At 71.9% G+C, this 19076-nt stretch carries 15 protein-coding genes; 7 read left to right on the top strand and 8 right to left on the bottom strand.

From position 1 onward, the window contains the following. Nucleotides 1–3 precede the first annotated feature (3 nt). The 3 genes from WMF24_RS05225 to WMF24_RS05215 form a co-directional block, all read right to left on the bottom strand. Nucleotides 4–1182: a formimidoylglutamate deiminase gene (locus WMF24_RS05225; RefSeq protein WP_437735237.1), complete on the bottom strand. Its 1179-nt coding sequence runs from the start codon at nt 1180–1182 to the stop codon at nt 4–6. An 82-nt stretch (nt 1183–1264) separates the two neighbouring features. After that, entirely contained in the window at nt 1265–1894 is a 630-nt protein-coding gene (locus tag WMF24_RS05220) for a hypothetical protein (RefSeq protein WP_437735236.1), read from the bottom strand. A gap of 279 nt (nt 1895–2173) precedes the next feature. After that, on the bottom strand, nt 2174–3151 hold the full coding sequence (locus tag WMF24_RS05215) for a YegS/Rv2252/BmrU family lipid kinase (protein WP_437735235.1): 978 nt from the start codon (nt 3149–3151) through the stop codon (nt 2174–2176). Between the two features lie 189 nt (nt 3152–3340). Here WMF24_RS05215 and WMF24_RS05210 point away from each other — a divergent pair, with 189 nt between their 5' ends. Further along, nucleotides 3341–6448 carry a PEP/pyruvate-binding domain-containing protein gene (locus WMF24_RS05210; protein WP_437735234.1) on the top strand — a complete coding sequence of 1036 codons (3108 nt, stop codon included), beginning with the start codon at nt 3341–3343 and terminating at the stop codon, nt 6446–6448. A gap of 64 nt (nt 6449–6512) precedes the next feature. Here the strand turns inward: WMF24_RS05210 and WMF24_RS05205 are convergent, their stop codons facing one another. After that, entirely contained in the window at nt 6513–7106 is a 594-nt protein-coding gene (locus tag WMF24_RS05205) for a Uma2 family endonuclease (RefSeq protein WP_437735233.1), read from the bottom strand. A gap of 196 nt (nt 7107–7302) precedes the next feature. Between WMF24_RS05205 and WMF24_RS05200 the strand changes: the two genes are divergently transcribed. Then, nucleotides 7303–7815 carry a DUF1993 domain-containing protein gene (locus WMF24_RS05200; RefSeq protein ID WP_437735232.1) on the top strand — a complete coding sequence of 171 codons (513 nt, stop codon included), beginning with the start codon at nt 7303–7305 and terminating at the stop codon, nt 7813–7815. A gap of 79 nt (nt 7816–7894) precedes the next feature. On the opposite strand, the gene WMF24_RS05195 is transcribed toward WMF24_RS05200, so the two are convergent. Continuing rightward, complete coding sequence (locus WMF24_RS05195; RefSeq protein WP_437735231.1) at nt 7895–8578, bottom strand: hypothetical protein; 684 nt, start codon at nt 8576–8578, stop codon at nt 7895–7897. A 468-nt stretch (nt 8579–9046) separates the two neighbouring features. On the opposite strand from WMF24_RS05195, the gene WMF24_RS05190 reads away from it, so the two are divergent. The 3 genes from WMF24_RS05190 to WMF24_RS05180 are packed head-to-tail and all read left to right on the top strand — an operon-like array spanning nt 9047 to nt 11786. Then, nucleotides 9047–10066 carry an ABC transporter substrate-binding protein gene (locus WMF24_RS05190; RefSeq protein ID WP_437735230.1) on the top strand — a complete coding sequence of 340 codons (1020 nt, stop codon included), beginning with the start codon at nt 9047–9049 and terminating at the stop codon, nt 10064–10066. Between the two features lie 38 nt (nt 10067–10104). After that, a complete protein-coding gene (locus tag WMF24_RS05185) occupies nt 10105–10872 on the top strand; it encodes an ABC transporter permease (protein WP_437735229.1) in 768 nt (255 codons plus the stop codon). After that, the gene (locus tag WMF24_RS05180; protein WP_437738766.1) at nt 10869–11786 is read left to right on the top strand and encodes an ABC transporter ATP-binding protein; all 918 of its coding nucleotides are present in this window, start codon (nt 10869–10871) and stop codon (nt 11784–11786) included. Before WMF24_RS05185 ends, WMF24_RS05180 begins: the two co-directional genes overlap by 4 nt. Here WMF24_RS05180 and WMF24_RS05175 read toward each other — a convergent pair. The 3 genes from WMF24_RS05175 to WMF24_RS05165 all read right to left on the bottom strand — a co-directional run bounded on the left by WMF24_RS05175 (nt 11752) and on the right by WMF24_RS05165 (nt 16773). After that, nucleotides 11752–12408, bottom strand: coding sequence for a cysteine hydrolase family protein (locus WMF24_RS05175; protein WP_437735228.1), 657 nt, complete (start codon nt 12406–12408; stop codon nt 11752–11754). The two genes, WMF24_RS05180 and WMF24_RS05175, sit on opposite strands and share 35 nt — an antisense overlap. 250 nt (nt 12409–12658) lie before the next feature. Next, nucleotides 12659–14722, bottom strand: a complete 2064-nt coding sequence (locus WMF24_RS05170; RefSeq protein WP_437735227.1) for a sulfatase-like hydrolase/transferase — start codon at nt 14720–14722, stop codon at nt 12659–12661. A 5-nt stretch (nt 14723–14727) separates the two neighbouring features. Continuing rightward, on the bottom strand, nt 14728–16773 hold the full coding sequence (locus WMF24_RS05165) for a sulfatase-like hydrolase/transferase (protein WP_437735226.1): 2046 nt from the start codon (nt 16771–16773) through the stop codon (nt 14728–14730). Nucleotides 16774–16930: 157 nt separating this feature from the next. On the opposite strand from WMF24_RS05165, the gene WMF24_RS05160 reads away from it, so the two are divergent. Together WMF24_RS05160 and WMF24_RS05155 are read left to right on the top strand one after the other, a co-directional pair. Further along, a complete protein-coding gene (locus WMF24_RS05160) occupies nt 16931–18241 on the top strand; it encodes a SprT-like domain-containing protein (RefSeq protein ID WP_437735225.1) in 1311 nt (436 codons plus the stop codon). 128 nt (nt 18242–18369) lie between these two features. Continuing rightward, nucleotides 18370–18864 carry an SRPBCC family protein gene (locus WMF24_RS05155; RefSeq protein ID WP_437735224.1) on the top strand — a complete coding sequence of 165 codons (495 nt, stop codon included), beginning with the start codon at nt 18370–18372 and terminating at the stop codon, nt 18862–18864. Nucleotides 18865–19076 lie beyond the last annotated feature (212 nt).

The following is a 19076-nucleotide window of genomic DNA, read 5'->3' as shown; positions in this document are numbered from 1 at the left end:
CAGTCAACGCACAGACGAGGGCGACGACGTGGGACTCTCCTCCACGATCGCCGGGCTCCCGCTGTACACCACCGCGTCGAGCAGCCGCTCCTCCCGCACGAGCGCGAGCGCGGGCGCGTCGCGGCGTATCGCGATGGTGCCGCCCGCGTCCTCGAACCCGCACGCCTCCGCCCCGCGCAGCGACCCGATCTCCCACAGCGCCTCGGCCGGCGTCGCGCCGCCCTGCTCTCCCCCGCCCTCCCGCCGCAGCGTCACGCGCTTGCCGGTCCGCAGCCGCTCGCCCAGCTCGACGCCGCGCAGGTCCTCGAACGGGTCGGTGATCACGTGGCTGTCGATCCCCACGCACAGCCGCGCGCCCGCCCCGACGAGCGCCCCGACGTCGGGCAGCCCGTCGCCGAGGTCGCGCTCGGTCGTGGGGCACAGGCACACGAACGCCCGCGCCGCGCCGAGGAGCGCCGGCTCGTGCGGCGCGAGGTGCGTCGCGTGCACCGCGACGAAGCGCTCGCTCAGCGCCCCGCGCTCGGCCAGGAGCTCCACCGGCCGCCGGCCCGTCTCGGCGAGGCACGCCTCGATCTCGGCCGGCTGCTCGGCCACGTGCATGTGCACCATGAGCCCGCGCTCCGCGGCGAACCGCGCGATCTCGCCGAGCCACGCCGGGGGCACCGCGCGGACGCTGTGCGGCGCCACCCCGACGCGCACGTCCTCGCAGCCCGCGTAGCGCGCCCGCAGCGCCTCGACGTCCGCGAGCGCCGCGTCGAGCGAGGCGTCCGAGAACCGCCGCTGCGCCCCCTCGGGCTCGCGGCCCGCGCCCGCGCGCGCGTAGACGACCCGGAGGAGCGCGATCCTGAGCCCCTCCGCGCGCGCCGCCTCGATCACCGCGTCCGCGAGGATGGTGCGGTCCGCATAAGGCGCGCCGCCCGGCTGGTGGTGCACGTAGTGGAACTCGCCCACCGTGCGCACGCCCGCGGCGCGCAGCTCGCGATAGGCCACCTTCGAGATCGCGTGAATGGACTCCGGCGTGAGCGACCCCGCGAGCGCATACATGGCAGTCCGCCAGGACCAGAAGTCGTCCGACCCCGACGGCCCCGGCCGCTGCGCCTCCCCGCGCATCCCGCGCTGGAACGCATGGGAGTGGGCGCTCGCCAGCGCCGGCAGCTCGATGGCGCCCCCCGTCAGCCTCATCGCCGCACGCCGTACCACGCCGGGGCGGCCGGCGGAAGGCGCGGCGCCGGCCGCGTCGCCGCGGCGCCGCGCCCCCTGCCGGTCACTCTTCCGGCGGCATCGCGAGCTGCCAGCAGTCCGGGGTGATGGCGCCGCACGCGGCAACGGTCGCCTCGTCGACAGGCGCGGGCCCGTCGAAGAACGCCAGGGTGAGCTCGCTGCACTCGGGCAGCACGTTGCGCGAGCGCTCGCGCGTCGCCGACAGGCACGCTTCGAGCTCCGCGATGGTGGCCGTACACTGCGTCGACTGGACGCAGGGGCGCGCCTCGACCTGCTCGATGGTCTGCTCGATCAACGCCTCTGCCTGGCTCGGGTCGGCCATGCAGCTCTCGTACTGCTCGGCGCACCTCGCTTGCAGGTCGGCGTCGGTCGTCCCGGGGTCGTCCCCGAACTTCGCGCCCATCACGCCCATCATGTGGCACACGAACTCGACGGTGAGCGACTCGATGCTGCACCTTCGGTAGCCCTCGCACGCCTGCTCGCTCTCCGCCGGCGTGAGCTCGTCGACGACGGTCGACGGGTCGAGCCCGGAGCACGACGCCTCACCGCCGTCCCCCCCCGCTGAGCCCGCCGAGCTTCCGGGCGGCGACACCTCGTCCTCTCCACAGCCGAGGCCCGATAAACCGCACGAAAGGCACAGCCCCACGACACCAGCCCAGAACGTCGATCGCATGCGCTCACGCTCCTTCCAAGGAATGAAGATCGAGCTCCGCCCCACCGGCGAAACCACCTTTCCCTACGCAAGGGCGCTGTCGCTTGCTCCCCCGTGTCGCTGTCGCAATGCTGCTGCCACCGCGCCGCCCGGCGCGCGTCACGCCGCCCGGCGCGCGTCACGCCGCCCGGCGCGCGTCACGCCGCCCGGCGCGCGTCACGCCGCCCGGCGCGCGTCACGCCGCCCGGCGCGCGTCACGCCGCCCGGCGCGCGTCACGCCGCCCGGCGCGCGCGGTCGCCTCACGCCTTCGGCTCGACCTCGAGCTCCGGCAGCCCCTCGAGCTTCACCTCGACCTCCGCGGCGGGGGGCGGGGCGGGGATCACCTCGCGGCGGGACGTCATGACCGACAGGACGCGCGGCAGGCACTCGACGACGAGGGGCGTGGTCCCGACCTCCTCGCCGTCGATGAGCACGTGCTGGGGCGGATCGGTGCTGATGCGGAGCCGCCGCGCGGCGAGAAAGCCGATGTTGTCGCGCTCGGCCGGCTCCCCGTCGATCGCGGTCCGCAAGAGGTGAAGGCCTGTCGCGACCGCCTCGACGAGCGTCGTGGCCGACACGATGGTCAGATCGAGCCGCCCGTCCTCCGGGGACAGCACCGGCGGCCCCTGCGCCAGCACCGTGCGCGCGGGCGCCATGTTCGCGACCGTCACCGCGACCGCCCGGCAGTGGATCCGCTGATCCTCCGTCTCGATCTCGACAGAGAACGGCTCCAGGCTCATCAGCTTCTTCAACCCGGTGCGGATGTACGCCAGCACCCCCCAGCGCTGCTTGGCGTCCTGCGGGGTCTCGCCCACGGTGTCGGCGTGGAGCCCCACCGCTGACAGCAAGATCATGGTCCTGCCGTTCGCGCGGGCGGCGTCGATGCGCGTCGGCTCCCCGTGCACGAGGACCTCGATGGCCCCCTCCAGCGCGTCCGGGATGCCCAGGGTGTGCGCGATCGAGTTCGCCGTGCCGAGCGGCAGGATGCCAAGGCACGTGTCGGTCCCGAGGAGCGCGGACGCCACGCTCGAGATCGTCCCGTCGCCGCCGGCCGCGATCACCAGCGGGACGCCCTCCCGGCGCGCGGCCTCGGCGCACGCGGCCGCGCTGCGATCCGCGCCCGTCTCGTAGACGCTCAGCGCGAACTCGCGCTGGAGCCGCGCCGGGAGCGACTCGACCGCATCGCCTGCATGGCCCGCAGCAGGGTTGAAGATCAGCGCCGCTCTCCGCTCGTTCATCGCCGTATCCTAGAACGCCGAACCGGTGGAAACCCCAAGAAAAATCGGCGCCGACGCCGCCCGGCGCGCGCGCCCTCACGGCTGTGCCTGCATGCGCCACGCGCGACATCGACGCCCCGCCGCGCGGCGCGCGGGCGCCAGGGGCGTTTGAAGAGACCGTGGCACGGTAGTTGTACCTCGACGTTGCCCATGAGGTTTCAACGGATCGGTCGACTGGCTTGCCTTGCGCTCGCGCTCCTCGGCGCAGGGAATCTCGCCGCCTGCGGCGACGGCTCATCGGGGGGCTCGGGCGGCAGCGGCGCCGCGGGCGGCGGCGGCGGCGCCACCGGCGGCGCAGGGGGTACGGGGGGCGAAGGTGGGGGCGACGGCGGCGAGGGAGGAGGCGACGGCTACGAATGGCCCGTCGAGACCTACCCGATCGACATCACCCCGTCCGAGGACTGGAAGAACGAGCTCCAGTTCCCCTTCGACCCGTTCGCCGCCTACGGCACGTACGACGGGCCGAGCTTCGTGAAGTTCACCGTCCTGATGAACGACCCCACCAAGGTCTACTACCAGGACACCAACAGGTTCGCGTTCCACGGCGAGTTCGCGACGGCGCGGCTCGACCCGTTCTTCGGCCTGTCGCAGGACGAGTTCGACCGGGTATCGCTTTACGCGGAGGGGCAGAAAGCCATCCTCGGCGCGGTGCTGATCTCCCCGTTCGCGACCACCGAGCCGGAGTACGGCATCCAGCTCGTCCGGCAGGACGCCTACGATCCCGAGATGGCGCGCGTCGTCCTCGAGCTCGTGAGGGACAGCATCGCCGCGCCCGAAGGCACGAAGGCCTTCTATTTCCCGACCTACGAGCAGGCGGCGTCGGCCGCGGAGAACAGCGCGTTCTTCGAGCAGAGCGGGTTCCCCGTGAGCTCGGTCGACAGGTGGCTGAACGGCGACCAGTGCTACTCGACCGGCTGGGCCCTGGGCCGGCTCCGCTACGTGCCGCCGGACATGATCGACGCCGCCTACGCGAGCGGCGATCTCCGGGCCGAGGACATCCTCCTCACCGACTCCATCCCTGCGGAGGTGCCTTATGTGGCGGGCATCGTCTCGCTGTCGCCCTCGACCCCGAACGCGCACACCGCCCTCCTGGCGACGTCGTTCGGCATCCCGTTCGTCTACATCGGCGATCCGGCCGCCGCGCTCGCGGCCAAGGCGCTCGACGGCAAGGAGGTCGCCCTGAGGGCCTCGCTGGAGTGGGGCGTCGTGTGCCGCACCGCGCTCCTCGACGTCCAGGGGAAGATCGCGCCCGCGGACCGGGACCAGCTCCTCGCGCTGAAGCAGCCGGCCGATCTCGGGCTCCAGCCCAAGCAGCCGCTCGGCGCCTACCACGGATCCACCGAGGATCTCGGCCCCGCGGACATCGTCCATTTCGGGGGCAAGGCCGCGAACTATGGCCTGCTGCGGGACGCGATCCCGGAGAGCTCCGATACCGCTGTCGCGCTGTCGTTCGATCTCTGGGACGACTTCCTCGACCAGACGATGCCCGGCGGCAGCACCCTGCGCGCCGAGATCGCGGAGCGCCTCGGCGGGTACACCTACCCGCCGGACATGCTGGCGCTCAAGGCCGATCTCGCGGCGATCCGGGACCGGATCACGAAGGACACGGCGTTCTCCGCGGGGCAGCGGCAGGCGATCGAGGAGGCGATCGCGGGCTTCTCGCCCACGAGGAAGATCCGGTTCCGGAGCTCGACGAACGTGGAGGACAGCGCCGTCTTCACGGGCGCGGGCCTCTACGACAGCTACAGCGGCTGCCTCGGCGACGACCAGGACGCCGACGACGCGGGGCCGAGCCTCTGCGACGCGGGCGAGGAGAACGAGCGGGGCGTGTTCCGCGCGATCCGCAAGGTGTACGCGAGCTTCTACAACGACAACGCCTTCCTCGCCCGGCTGCTCTACGGCGTGAACGAGGACGAGGTCGGGATGGGCGTGCTCGTCCACTACTCGTATCCCGACGAGGACGAGATGGCGAACGGCGTCGCAACGCTCTCGCACGGCGCCGGGCCGTCGCCCGGCGAGCCGGCCGCGGACACGATCAAGCTCGTGACGCAGCTCGGGGCGACCTCGGTCACGAACCCGGAGGGCGGCGCGCTGCCGGAGGTCGTCGAGGTGAGCAGCTTCGACGGCCAGACGTACCTCAACCTCCGCTCCGGCTCGACGCTCGTCCCGCTCGGCGGCCACGTGATGGAGTGGGAGAGCGACTATCGCGCGCTCACCGACCTGCTCGGCCGTGTCCGGCAGCGGTTCGCCGAGGTCCACCCGGACAAGGCGTCGTTCCTTCTCGATTACGAGTACAAGAAGATGAAGCCCGGGGAGCTCGTCGTGAAGCAGGTGCGCGAGGTCGCGCTCCCCGACACGGCGCCGAGCCTCACGCCCTACCTGCTCGACGACACGCGGGAGGTCTGCACGTTCCAGGGCGAGTTCGGCGACGTGTTCGCGAACCACCGGCTCAAGGTGCGCGCGCGCCTCTCGACGAAGGGCGCGTTCCTCGCGCCGGAGGTCCTCGGCGGGACGCTGTTCAGGGACGCGACCCTCGACTACGTCTCCGGCAGCGCGGTGGCGACGCTGACGGGGAGCCCCGCGTCGTGGCCTGGCGCGTCGCACACGTACGCCGAGGCGACGGCCACGGACGCGTTCGTGGGCGGCGACGGGGCCGCGGCGGTCACCTACGCGCTCGCCGCGTCGGGCGTTCCCGAGCTGCTGCCGCCGTCGCTCGGCCCGCTCGTCGCGCCGCGCGATTTCGAGATGTCGCTCAACGCCGAGTACGCGACGCCCGTGCCGGTGCTCGACTGGGATGGCACGCCGCTCGCCGTGTCGTCGGAGACGGTGCGGCTCGGCGACTGCCCGCCGGACGGCGCCCCCGTCGAGGGCGCGCTGCTCCAGGAGCGCACGCTCTCGCCGGCGTCCGGCGGCGTCGTCGTGCGGACGTCGTTCTACTGGCCGCCGTACCCCACGGGCCCCACGGCGGGTTACACGGCGCCCATGCACAAGTGGGTGGAGACGCGCATCGAGGGGCTGACGAGCAGCCCGATCGTGCTCAAGGGCTATCACGCGCAGAGCTACCGCCCGGCGCACCACAACTTCTCGGAGGACTTCGTCTTCGAGCCCCGCCTCGAGCAGGGCATCGATCCCGCGCTCCTCGCCGAGCTCGAGGAGAAGGGCATCCGGTTCATCTTCGTCCGGACGTCCGATATCGAAGGCGTCCCGCCGGGGATATGGACCCTCGACGCGTCGGGCGCGTTCCACGCGATCGAGTGACCCCCTCGCGGGCGACCTGCGGAGCCCCGGCGCGCCGCCGCCCGGGGCTCCGGGTCGCCCTCCGTCACTCGTCCTCTCGCTCGTCGCCGAAGAGCACGCCCACCTGGAGCTCGATGGCGTCGAAGGGCTCGGCCCTGACGCGCTCGCCCCGCTCCGCGCGGAGCGCCACGAGATACCCCTCCGGAGTCCACCGGTACACGGTCAGCGTCTCCTCCCTTGGATCGACGATCCAATAGTGCGGGAGTTGGCAACGCTGGTAGACGCGCATCTTCCTGACCGTGTCGTTGCGCGCGTTGGCCGGGGACAGCACCTCGCACACCCAGTCGGGCCGGAGCCGGACAGGGCTCCCGCTGGGGCGCTCCGGCGAGCGCTCGCGGCGCCAGCCGACGACGTCGGGCCGGTACACCTGCTCTGGCGAGAGCTCGACCTCGACCTCGGTGGCGAACCACCATCCACCGGGCCAGCGGCCCCCGGGGCGCCGCTGGAACGGGATCTTCACGTGCGCGACGATGGCGGACTGCGCATCGCCGTGCTCGAACGAGGGCACGGCCTTCGGCACGAGCTCGCCGTCGACGATCTCGTGAAAGCGCTGCTCCTCGGGGATCACCAGGAGATCTGCGGCGGTGGCTGGGCCCGGCTTCTGCGCAGCGGTCGGCACGCGTCGAGCATAGCGCCTCGGCGCAAAGGGTCGCTACCCTTTGGTTTGTTCATTATTTTCCAACACTTACGACCCGATCCGGCCCCTCGCCGCGCCGCCGCGCCCGCTCGGGCGGTGCCCGCGCGCGGGGTTGACGCGCGGCGGCCGCGGGGCGACCAGCAGCGCCGGCTGTTGCCGCTGACGAGAGGAGAAGATCATGAGCCTTTACGAGAGCTCGTTCCCCCAGATGGCCCGCATGCTCGGCCAGGTGCCGACCTGGTTCGACAAGGCGCAGGCCCACGCCGAGCAGAAGAAGTACGACCCCGAGCTGCTGCTCACGGCGCGCCTCGCGCCCGACCAGTGGACCTTCAGGCGCCAGATCCAGACCGTCATCTCGTGGCCCCTGCGGCTGAGCGCGCTCCTCGTCGGCGCGGAGCCGCCGGCGCCCCAGACGGGAGACGAGACGATCGCCGACCTGCGCGCGCGGATCGCGGAGACGCTCGAGCAGGTGAACGCGCTGAAGCCGGAGCAGTTCCACGGCGTGGAGGGCCGCACGATCCCGCTCTTCTTCCTGCCGGGCAAGGGCATGAAGGCCGCGGACTTCGTGTTCCAGTTCGCGCTGCCCAACTTCTACTTCCACGCCACGACGGCGTACTCGATCCTGCGGCACAACGGGATCGACGTCGGCAAGAGCGACTTCATCGGCCCGATCGCGATCCGCGATCTCTGAGCGCGGCGGTCCCGGCGAGGCGGCCCGGCACCCGCTGCCAGGGCCGCCGCGCCTGCTTCCGCGGCGTTCGCGACGCGGGCTAGAAGCCGCCGCCGCCGCCCACGCCCGCCGTGGCAGTGCTGGAGGTCACCGATACCGACACGCCGCCGGCCCCGCCCGTGCCCCAGTCGCCGCCGCCCGCGCCGCCCGAGCCGTAGTCGTAGTATTCCTCCGGATCCTCGTAGACGTTGATGTCGAGGTTCAGCTTGCCGTTGAGCCACAGCGCCCTGTCGCCGATGCCGAACTGATACTGGGCCCAGGTCGTCGAGTGGGGCGAGACGTAGATGTAGAAGGACTCCGACGAGAGCAGCGTGGCCTCCACCGGCGTCGCCGTGCCGCCCTCGACCTTCTCGAAGTTCCAGCCCGGGAGCAGCCGGACATAGTACTCGCCCTTCTCCAGGTCGACGGTGATGGAGCTCGCGTCCGGATCCTCGTCCTCGGTATGGATCGTCAACAGAGTTCCGCCGGGATAGGACCCGCCGGCGCCGCTGGTCATGGTGCCGTCTCCACCCGCCCCGCCCCACCAGTAATCATAGCTCCGGATCTCGAACGTGGCGTTGCGAAGCCGGTAACTCGCTCCAGACGGCGCGTTCGCCGCGAGCGGCAAGCCGATCGAGCCGAGCTCTGCATCCTCGCCGGATGGCATGTAGCAACCGCTGATCCCGGTCACGAGCAACGCGCTTGCCGCCGCGAACACCCCGAATCCCTTAAGCATCCTGGTCATCTCGATTCTCCTCTTGAGCGACCGCCCGGGACCGCCGGCGGCGTGTGCCACGTCCAGCCACCCGGTCCCCGAGCACGCCCGCCTGCCAAGAAGCAATCCGCGATCCAACCCGTATTCCCCCGATTTGCAAGGTCCCGTCGGCGATGCGCCGGCACGTGACCCACAATGGCACATTCCAAATGTGCCAAACATTGCCAACAAGGCACGTTATCAGGCCGCGCTGGCACGCTGCTCGCCAGGGAGGTGGTTCACGGGAGCCGAACGGGAACTGAACGAGGAATGTCTTGCCGCCAACACCCTGGCGGTACTACGCTGCTCGGCGGCGAGCGCTTGCACGTGGACACCATGACGAATACCCCTCGTTCGGCAGGCGAGGCCTCCCGGCATGCGCGCAGCGGGCCTTCGCTGGACAGGATCGCGGGACGCAGAGCGCCGCTCCTGAGATCCGCTGGCGCGTTGCTTCTTGTGATGGGCTGCGCGCTCGCGGGCTGCCGCTCCTCGGGCGCGAGGAGCGATCAGGCGGACGCGGGGAAGCCGGCGGCCGCTGGGCCGCCGGCGGCCGCCGGGGCTCCGGCGGCGCCGTTCAAGGTGGCGTTCAACACCTGGCTCGGCTACTCGCCCCTCGTCATTGCCAGGGAGAAGGGCTTTCTGAAGGAGGCCGGCCTCGACGTCGAGTTCTCCATCCTGGAGAGCATCGGCGAGAAGAACTCGGCGCTCATGCGTGGCGCGATCGACGCCGTGGGGCACACCGCCGACTCCGCGGTGACGAGCGCGTCCGCGGGCGTCGACGGCCAGATCGTCTACGTCTTCGATCTGTCGAGCGGGGCCGACGGGATCCTCGCCAGGCGCTCGATCAAGAGCATCGCCGATTTCAAGGGGCGAAAGGTGGCGCTGGAGCCGGGCTTCACCGGCCACTTCTTCTTTCTGTCGCTGCTCTCCGAGGCCGGGCTCACCCCGGCCGACGTGACGATCGTCCCCATGGATACGGGGAGCGCGGGGAGCGCGTTCGCGGCGGGACAGGTCGAGGCCGCGGTGACGTGGGAGCCCTGGATCGGCAAGACGAAGACGATGAAGGACGCCCACGTCGTCGTGACGAGCGCCGACAGGCCGGGGCTCATCGTGGACGTGCTCTACATGAACCGCGCCACGATACAGAAGCGGTCCGAGGACGTCAGGGCGATGGTCCTGGCGATGGGCCGCGCGGTCGACTGGTACTCCGGCAATACGGCGGAGGGGGACGAGATCATCGCGCGTTTCTGGAAGCTGCCTCTCCCCGAGGAGAAGGAGACCGTCGCCGGCATCAAGTTCATGTCCCTGCCCCGCAACGCCGAGCTCTTCGGGACGGAGTCCGCGCCAGGGCAGCTGCTCGACACCGTGCGGAGGGCGAACGACGTCTGGCTGAAGGCGGGCATCACGAAGAAGCCTGTCGAGCCGGCCGCCTTGCTCGACTTCGCGTCGGTGAACGGGGCCGCGAAGGAGAAGCGCTAGCCCTTGGCCGGACCCCAGCGCCGCCGCCGCACGCCCGCATGAAGCTCTACCGTGGGATCAGCCGACGTGCCTACGCGGGGCTCGCCGCGCTCTCGTTCTCGGTGTTCCTCGCCGCCTGGGTCGTGCTGTCGAGGAGCATGGAGTCTGCTGCGGTGTTCCTCCCCTCGCCGCTCGACGTCGTGGCGGCCGGCATCTCGCTGTTCCGGGAGCGAGGTTTCGCGACCGACGTGCTCGCGAGCATCTACCGGGTCACCGTCGGGTTCGCGGTCGCCGTCGTGGTGGCGCTCCCGGTCGGGCTCCTCGCAGGGACGGTGAAGCCGATCGACGCCCTCGTTCAGCCGTTCAACGACTTCTTGAGGTACCTGCCGGTCGCGTCGCTGATACCGCTCAGCATCCTCTGGGTGGGCATCGGCGACGCCCAGAAGATCGCCATCATCTTCGTCGGCACCGTGTTCCAGCTCATCCCCCTCGTCGCCGACACCGCCGCGCGCGTGCCGAAGCACCTGGTCGAGCTCGGGTACACGATGGGCGCGGGCTCGCGGCAGGTGCTCCTGCGCGTCGTGCTGCCGTGGTGCATGCCGACGCTTTACGACCACTTCCGCGTCGCGCTGGGGTGGGCCTGGTCGTACCTCGTCGTCGCCGAGCTCGTCGCCGCGACGAGCGGGATAGGTCACGTGATCATCCAGTCGCAGCGCTTCATCCAGACGGGCAACGTCATGGCCGCGATCGTCGTCATCGGCCTGGTCGGCGTCTTCTTCGACCAGCTCTTCAAGCTCTCGAGGAGGGCGCTCTTCCCGTGGCGATGACGACCAGCCCACCGCGCGGGCCGAGGACCGGGAAATCGCTGGTCCTCCGCGGACTCTCGAAGACGTTCACGGACAGCGGGGGCGAGCGCCCGGTGCTCCGCGATCTCGATCTCCGCGTGGCGGAAGGGGAGCTCGTCGTGATCCTCGGCCCCTCGGGCTGCGGCAAGACGACGTGCCTTCGCATCGTGGCCGGGCTCGAGACGCCCGATCCTCGCCCCGGGACCGAGCTGCTCCTGGGCGGCGAGCCGATCCGCGGCCCCGGCCCCGACCGAGGCTTCGTGTTCCAGTCTTACTCGTCCTTTCCCTGGCTGACCGTGAAAGAGAACGTCCTGTTCGGGCTGACGTTCTGTCTGCCCGACAAGGCCGAGCGCGAGCGCAGGGCCTCGGCCTACCTGGAGCTCGTCGGACTGACAGCGTTCGCGTCGTCGTACCCGCGCGACCTGTCCGGCGGGCAGCAGCAGCGGGTCGCCATCGCCCGCACGCTGGCGACGCAACCGAGCATCTTGCTCATGGACGAGCCCTATGCGGCGCTCGACGCCCAGACGCGCGAGGCGCAGCAGACCGAGCTGTTGCGCATCTGGCGAGAGCGCAGGCCGACCATCCTCTTCGTCACACACGACATCGCGGAGGCCGCCTTTCTCGCCGAGCGCGTCGTGATCTTCGGGGAGCGGGGGACCGGCGTCGTCGCCGAGGTGCGCACCGAGCGGGAGCTCGAACAGAAGATGGCCCGCGAGGCGCTGGACCGCGCGGCGGCCGGGGATCGCGGGCGGGCGGACGCGCTCTCCGCGCTCCTCGGGCGACCGGTGGACACGGTGACCATCGAGCAGCGCGGTCCGTGGATCCGCGAGCAGCCGGAGTTCTACGAGCTGACGGCGCGCCTCAAGCGCCTGCTTCCCGCGGCCCGCGCCGGCTGACGGGCGCCTCGGGCGAGCGCCGTTCCCAGAGCTGCGTCACCTCGGCGCTGCTCGTGATGTACGCGAAGACGTCGCTCATGCAGAGGAGCGCCGCCTCGTGGTGTGCGGCAGAGATGCCGGCCACCGCGTCGGCCGGCAAGAGGACGCGATAGTCGAGGTTCCTGGCGGTGAGGACGGTGCTCATCACGCAGACGTTGGTGGACACGCCACAGCAGACCAGGTTCTCGATCCGCTTGCACCGGAGCAAGAGGTCGAGATCGGTGCCGAGGAAGCAGTCGTAACGCCGCTTCGCCACGATCCGGTAGTCGCCCGGCGCGACCGACAGCCCGTCCGTCAGCTCGCACCCCCGCGTCCCCTCCAGACAGTGCACGGGGTCGAACTCCAGCTCGATCCCGTAGTCGCTCCGGTCCGGCCTGTGCATCTCATGGGTGAGGAGGATCGGCAGCTGCCAGCGTCTCGCCCAGCCGATGAGCCGGTTGATGACGGGGACCAGCCCGCGCGCCCCCGGCGTCTCGCCCGGAGCGCCTTCGTCCACGAAGTCCCGCTCCATGTCGATCACCAGCAGGGCGGTGCTCTCCGGGTGGATCTTGTCGAGCGGCAGAGGACGGATGCGCGGTGTCATTCTGGCTGCGTCCCGGCGAGCTGGCGCCTCGCTCGCGGCCCCGCATGGCGGCCGAGGCCGAGCGTGGCCGAGATGCTATCCAGCGCTGTCGCGGCAGGCAAGGCGCTCCGGGGATCGCCACCTCCGCGGTGAGCTCAGGGGCTCACCGCCGGTCGACATCTCCCGCGGCCGCGGGCTCGTCCGCAGCACCGATCTCGGGATGAGGGCGCCGGCGGGGCGAGGGGGAGAGCGCGGGGCCATGAGGCGGGCCTCACCCGCCCCAGTCGACCGGCTTCCTCCCGGGCGGCGTCACGTTGGGCATCTCGTGAAAGAGCGCCCGCGCCAGATCGGGCAGCGGCGCGCACGCCTGCTCGCCCAGGTTCGTCAGCTCGAGCGGATCCTCCAGCACGTTGAAGCAGTGGTACTCGCCGTCCCACTCGCGCGCCTCGACCTTGAGCGGGCCCTGCATCATCCCCCAGTTGCGGAACGAGCACCCCCAGACCCAGGTGCAGTTCGTCAGCGGCACCGGGCCCACCGTGCGCTCCGGCCGCGTCAGGGGGTGCCCCATCATCCGGGCGCGGAACGGCGCGAGCAGCGGCTCGTCCCAGAGCCCCATCAGGTCGAGGAACGTCGGCGCCAGGTCGAGGTGCCACACGAACGCGTCCCTCGCGGCCTCGACGCTCGCCCGCTCCTCCGGGGCGAGCGTCCCCTCCGGCGCGTCGATCCACGCCGGGACGAGGATCTCCTCGTCGAAGAGCGAGCTCGTGTGGCCGAGCTGCCAGTGCTCGCGGAACGACTCGCCATGATCCGACGTGAACACGATGACCGTGCGCTCGCCGCTCGGCGTCCCGCGGATGTGCTCGATGAGCCGACCCACCGCCATGTCCGACAGGTAAACGACGTTCTTGTAGTAGTTGAAGAAGTGCTCGTTCTTCTCGGGCGACTTGTCCAGCTCGCTGGGCTGGAACGGCGAGTGCTGCGGGTCGCTCACGTACGGGTAGTGAACGTTCGAGTAATGAACGACAGCGAAGAACGGCTCGGCGAGCTCGCCCCACGCCTCGATCACATGGTCGGTGAGCTGCCGATCGAGGGCGCCGTAATCGAGGTCGGCGCCCGGATCGAGCTGGGTCGCGACGACCCGGCGCGAGACCGGGATGTCCTGCACGTAGAGCCGGGCATTGCCGAACATGAGGTTCTGGCTCGTCCAGTACGCCGTGTCCCAGCCGGCCGCGTTGGCGTAGTGCCAGAGCAGCGGGGCGGAGCCGAGCACCTCGCGGCGCTCTGTCGGCGACACGCCGGACCAGATGTTCGAGATCGAGATGGCCGTCGTCGAGTCGTGGGCGCGCATCTGCAGGAGCGGCATGCGGCCGGGCGCGGCGGCGTTGGAGAACGGGGTCGCCAGGTCGCAGGACGGGTCGTAGTCGACGCACGTCACGTCCGCGCGCTGGCTCTCCTGCAGGATGAGCAGCACGTTCCGCGGCCGCGCGGGGCGCGCCTCGAGCGGCGGCACGCGCTCCGGATCGCGGCGCTGCACCCGCAGATCCGGCGAGTCGTCGGTGACGCCGAGGTGCTCCTTCACCAGGGCGGTGACGCCGTGGAAATAGATCATGTCGGCCGACGACGACTGGATCACCCGGTAGCTCACCGGGATCATCGTCGCGCCGGCGAGCGCCACGGGCACGAGCGCCGCGGCGACGCGCCGCCGGAGCCGCCGCGGGCGCACGAGGCGGCGGGACAGCCGGAGCGCCCCGAGGGCGAGCCCCAGCGCGACGGCGAAATGGGCGATCACGCGCGGATCGCCGAGCGGCAGCGTGCCGACGATCGACCACGGGATGGACTGGGAGTGGATCTGGGAGTCGATCGAGCAGTAGATGTTGTAGAGGGCGTGAAAGCCCCCCTGGACGCCGCACGCGAGCGTGAAGAGCAGGGCGAACAGCCCGCCGGCCACGCGGCGCATCGCGCCCCGGCGGCCCGAGGCGACGTAGAGCAGGACGCCCCAGAACAACAGCGACGCGACGACGGTCGCCGCGTATCCGGCCGCGTGCAGCCGGTCGAACGTCGTCATGTGGCGGCCCCGCCGCAGCACGTCGGCGACGAGGAGCCAGAGCGCCGGCGAGGCGAGGAGCGCGAGGCCAGCGAGGCGGCGGCGCCGCCGCGCGGCCCGGCGCGCGGCGCGCGGGCGGTCGGCGCGGCCGGCGGGCGCGGGCGCGCCGGCGCGGCCAGCGGGCGCGCCGGTGGTCGGCGCTGCCGCGCCGGTGGCAGCCGCCAGCGCGCCGGTGGGGGCCTCGGGCGGCGCGCCGGGCGCGTCGCCGTCTCGATCGATGTCCGGCGTCATCCGGGTCAGTCGCGGCGAGGGCTCGCCGCGAGGTCGCGGAGATGGAGCGGGACATCGACGCTGCCGGCCGGACCGCCGTAGATCGCGTCCGCGAGCCGGGGCAGGTCGCCGCAGGCGGCGGGGCCGAGGTCCTTCTGCTCGCGGGGGTCGGCGAGCACGTCGTAGCAGTGCCAGGCGGTGTCCCAGGCGCGCGATTCGAGCTTCATGTTGCCGCGCATCATCCCCCAGTTCTTGAACGCGCAGCCCCAGATCCCGGTGCAGTTCGTGAGCGCCAGCGCCGCCGGCGCCGGGAGCGGCCGGAGCAGGCTGCGCCCGACCATCGCCGCCCGGTACCCCGCGAGCGCCGGCGCGTCCCACAGGCCCATCAGGTCGAGCAGCGTCGGCGCCACGTCGGTGTGGAAGACGAGCTCGTCCCGCGCCGCGCGCAGCGCGCCCTCCTCGGCGTCCGTCAGCGCGCCCGGCGGCGCGTCGACCCAGCCGGGCACCCGGATCTCCTCGTCGAGGATCGAGCCCGTGTGCCCGAGCTGGCCGTGCTCGCGGAACGCCTCGCCGTGGTCCGACGTGAAGACGATCACCGTGCGGTCGCCGACAGGGGAGCTCCGGACGAAGCGGATGAGCTCCGCGATCGCCGCGTCCTGCCGGTACACCGCGTTCCTGTAGAAGTTGTGGTACGCGTCGTTGTCGTCGGGCGCCTTGCTCTCGAGCGCGGGCTGGAACGGCGCGTCCTCCGGGTCGACGAGGTACGGGACGTGGGTGTTGCCGAAGTGGGCGACCGCGAGGAACGGCTCGCGCAACGAGAGGAGCTCGGACCGCACGTGCGCGGACAGGAGCCGGTCGTCCGCCCCAAGATCGATGTCGGCGAGCGGATCGAGCTCTGTCGCGCCGCACTGGTGCGAGACCGGCAGGTCCTGCACGTAAAGGCGCGAGTTGGCGAACATCATGTGGTGGCTCGTCCAGTAGGCGCTGTCGAAGCCGGCGGCGTCCGCGTAATCGAAGACGAGCGGCGCCGTGTGGAGCTCCTCGCGCGTCGCGATCGGCTGGAGGCCCGACCAGAGCACCGCGAGGCCGATCGCCGTCGTCGAGGCGTTCGAGCGCATCTGCGTGAGCGGCAGCCGGCCGGGCGCCGCCGCGTCGATGCGCGGCGTGCCCGGGCACGGGGCGGGGGCGCCGTCCTCGGCGAGAGCGCGGGCCGAGCAGGTCGCGTCGGCGCGCACGCTCTCGGTCAGGATGAAGAGCACGTTGCGGCGCGGGCCGGGCGCCGGGGTCACCTCCGGCAGCGCGGGCGGCGTGCGGAGCCCCGGGCGCACCTGCGCCGTGGTCTGGACGCCGACGAGCTCCTTGATGAGGCCGCCGATCGCGTGGAAGTAGATGACGTCCGGCGTGGAGGCCTGGACCGTGCGGTAGGAGCACGGCAGGATGAACGCGGCCACCACGGCCGCGGGCGCGGCGAGGCGGGCGGCGCGGGCCCGCGCGGTGCTGCCGGGCCGCACGATCCGCCGGCCCAGCCAGACGAGCGCGATCGCGAGCAGGAGCGGCGGTAGGACCGAGCGGAGGAAGTTCTCCCCGTCGGCCCGGAGCTGGCCGAAGAGGCTCGCCGAGAGCGAGGTCCCGAAGAGCGTGGCGTCGAGGTTGAGGTACGTCGCGTACTGGCGGTGGAAATAGAGCTGGCCGCCGAGCGATAGCGTCGCGAGCAGCACGAAGAGCAGCGCCGCGATCCACCGCGACGCGCCCCGCCGCGCCGAGGCCGAAAAGAGCAGGAGCCCCCAGAGCGCGGCGCTCTCGAGCATCGCGCCGAGGTAGCTGGCCACGTGCTTGCCGCTGAGCGCCAGCAGGCGATCGCCGCGGATGGCGACGTCCACGATCACGACGAGCAGCAGGGGAACCGCGAGGAACAGCGGCCCGTAGCGGCGCCGGGCGCGGGCGACGACGCGCAGCCGGGCCCGCGCCGCGGCGCGCTCGGGGCCCAGGTCGCGGGCCAGCCCGCGCGACGAGCGGCTGGAGGCATCCGTCTCTGCTGCTTGAGATTCGTTCAACACGTTCGAACGGGACACGGCGGGCGCGCGATTCTAGCGAGGGCATGGCGTATCGGGAACGTTTCTGCGGCGGGTCGGTGGCGGCGCGATGACGCGTCCGGCCGGCTGCGGGGCGCGCCGGGGTGGAGAAATCCCTTCGACAGCCGCCCGGGGCGTGCCATGAGAGGCGTCCTACATGGCGGAGCAGCTCTTCCTGAACGGGATGCGCGGCGCCCAGCAGGCCCCCGGGGCCCCGGCGCCGCCGGCCGAAACCTCCTCCCCTGCCGCGGCCTCCGCGCCTGCCGAGCCGCGGCCGTCCTCTGACCTGCCGCACGTGCCGCACGCGCCGCACACGCCGCACGTGCCGCAGGCGCCGGCGCCCGAGCCGCCGCGCGAGACGGCGGCGCGGCTCAGCGCGGAGCTCGAGGCGGCGCTCGTGCGCGAGCTCATGGAGGCTTACCAGACCCTCAACTACACGCATTTCGGGCGGAAGCTGCGCTCGGCGTCCATCGAGCTGTCCGACGCCGCGAGCCGGCTCGGGCGCTGGGTCTCGGAGGCGCGCGCGATCGAGATCTCGCGGCCGCTCGTGCTGACGCAGCCGTGGGGGGTGGTGATCGAGGTCCTCAAGCACGAGATGGCGCACCAGTACGTGTTCGAGGTGCTGGGCGTCACGGACGAGGCGGCGCACGGGCCGGCGTTCCGCGAGGTGTGCGCGCGCCTCGGCATCGACGCGACGGCGTCCGGGATGCCGGCGGCGGCGCCCTCGCCGGCGGATCCGGGCGCGGCGGCGGGCGGCGACGCGGGGGCGGACGCGCGGATCCTCGATCGGATCGCGCGGCTCCTCGCGCTCGCCGACAGCCCGAACGCCCACGAGGCGCAGGCGGCGATGAGCGCGGCGCAGCGGCTGATGCTGAAGTACAACCTCGGCGTCGCGAAGGCGCGCGCCGCGCGGCAGTACGGCTTCCGCCACCTCGGCGCGCCGAGCGGCCGCGTGGGCGAGAGCGAGCGGATCGTCGGAGGCATCCTCGGCAAGCACTTCTTCGTCGAGGCGATCTGGGTGCCTGTCTACGTGCCGCTCGAGGGCAAGCGCGGCAGCATCCTCGAGATCTGCGGGACGCCGGCGAACCTGGAGATGGCGGCCTACGTGCACGCGTTCCTGCACCACACGGCCGAGCAGCTCTGGCGGGAGCACAAGCGCGCGCACAGCGTGAAGGGCGACAAGGACCGGCGGACCTACCTGGCCGGCGTGATGCTCGGGTTCCTCGAGAAGCTGAACACGGAGCGGAAGGCGTCCGCGGAGCAGGGGCTCGTCTGGGTGAGGGACGCCGACCTCGACAGCTACTACCGGACGCGCCACCCGCGCGTGCAGCACCTGCGGCACGCGGGCAACCAGCGGACGGCGGCGCACGCGCACGGGCGCGAGGCGGGGCGGAAGATCGTGCTGCACCGCCCGATGGAGGGCGCGACGGGCCAGCGGGGGCTGCTCTTGCCGGGCAAGAAGGGCTGAGCCCCGGCTTCCGGCCGGGGCGCCCGTGCGCCGGCGGAGCGCACGGTGGCGGCGGCGTCGGGCCGCGGCGCGGGGCCGACGCGCTCGTTGACGCAGAAGGAGCGGTTCCGGCACGATGGCCGTCCGGTGTGCGCGGGCCCACCCAGGAGAACAACGAGATGCCGCTCCGGTTCACCATTGAAGAGCGATTCGATGCGTCCCCCGAGGACGTGTTCCGGATGGCGACCGACATCGACGCGTTCGGCGACTGGATGCCCAACTTCGTGCGCGCGGAGAAGCTCACCGGCGACGTCGTCGGCAAGGGCGCGATGTGGCGTGAGACCCGCAAGATGTTCGGCAAGGAATCGACCGAGCAGTTCGAGGTCACGGCGGCGGAGCCTGGCAAGAGCCTTGACCTGTTCGTCGACGGGAAGAAGGGCACGACGGGGCGCGGGGAGTACCGGTTTCGCTACGTCTTCGAGCCGCAGGGCGCGGGCACGCTGATCAGGATGGATGGCGAGATCGCGGGCATGGGGTGGTTCATGGAGACGCTCGGGCGGCTGTTCATCGGCAGCTTCAAGAAGGCCGTGCACGGGGATCTCAAGGCGATGAAGACCCACCTGGAGCGGCGGCGGGGCGGCTGAGGGGGCGCGGGGGCGCGGGGGCCCAGGGAGAGAGCGCGCGGCGGGGAGAGGGCGTGCCGAGCTGCCCGGCCCCCGTGGAGGGTGTTCGTCGCGCGGGGTGGGGGCCCCGCCGAACTCGCCTGGCCATCTCTCGTCCGGCGGAGTCGGAGGAGAGCGATGGCTGTCGGGCTCAGATATAGGCCCACCCCTGACCCGCGCGACGAACGCCCTCC

It is taken from the genome of Sorangium sp. So ce1335, assembly GCF_051521615.1.
GTDB lineage: Bacteria > Myxococcota_A > Polyangia > Polyangiales > Polyangiaceae > Sorangium.
The sequence above is the reverse complement of the archived record's forward strand: the minus strand, read 5'-3'. Positions and strand labels throughout refer to the sequence as shown.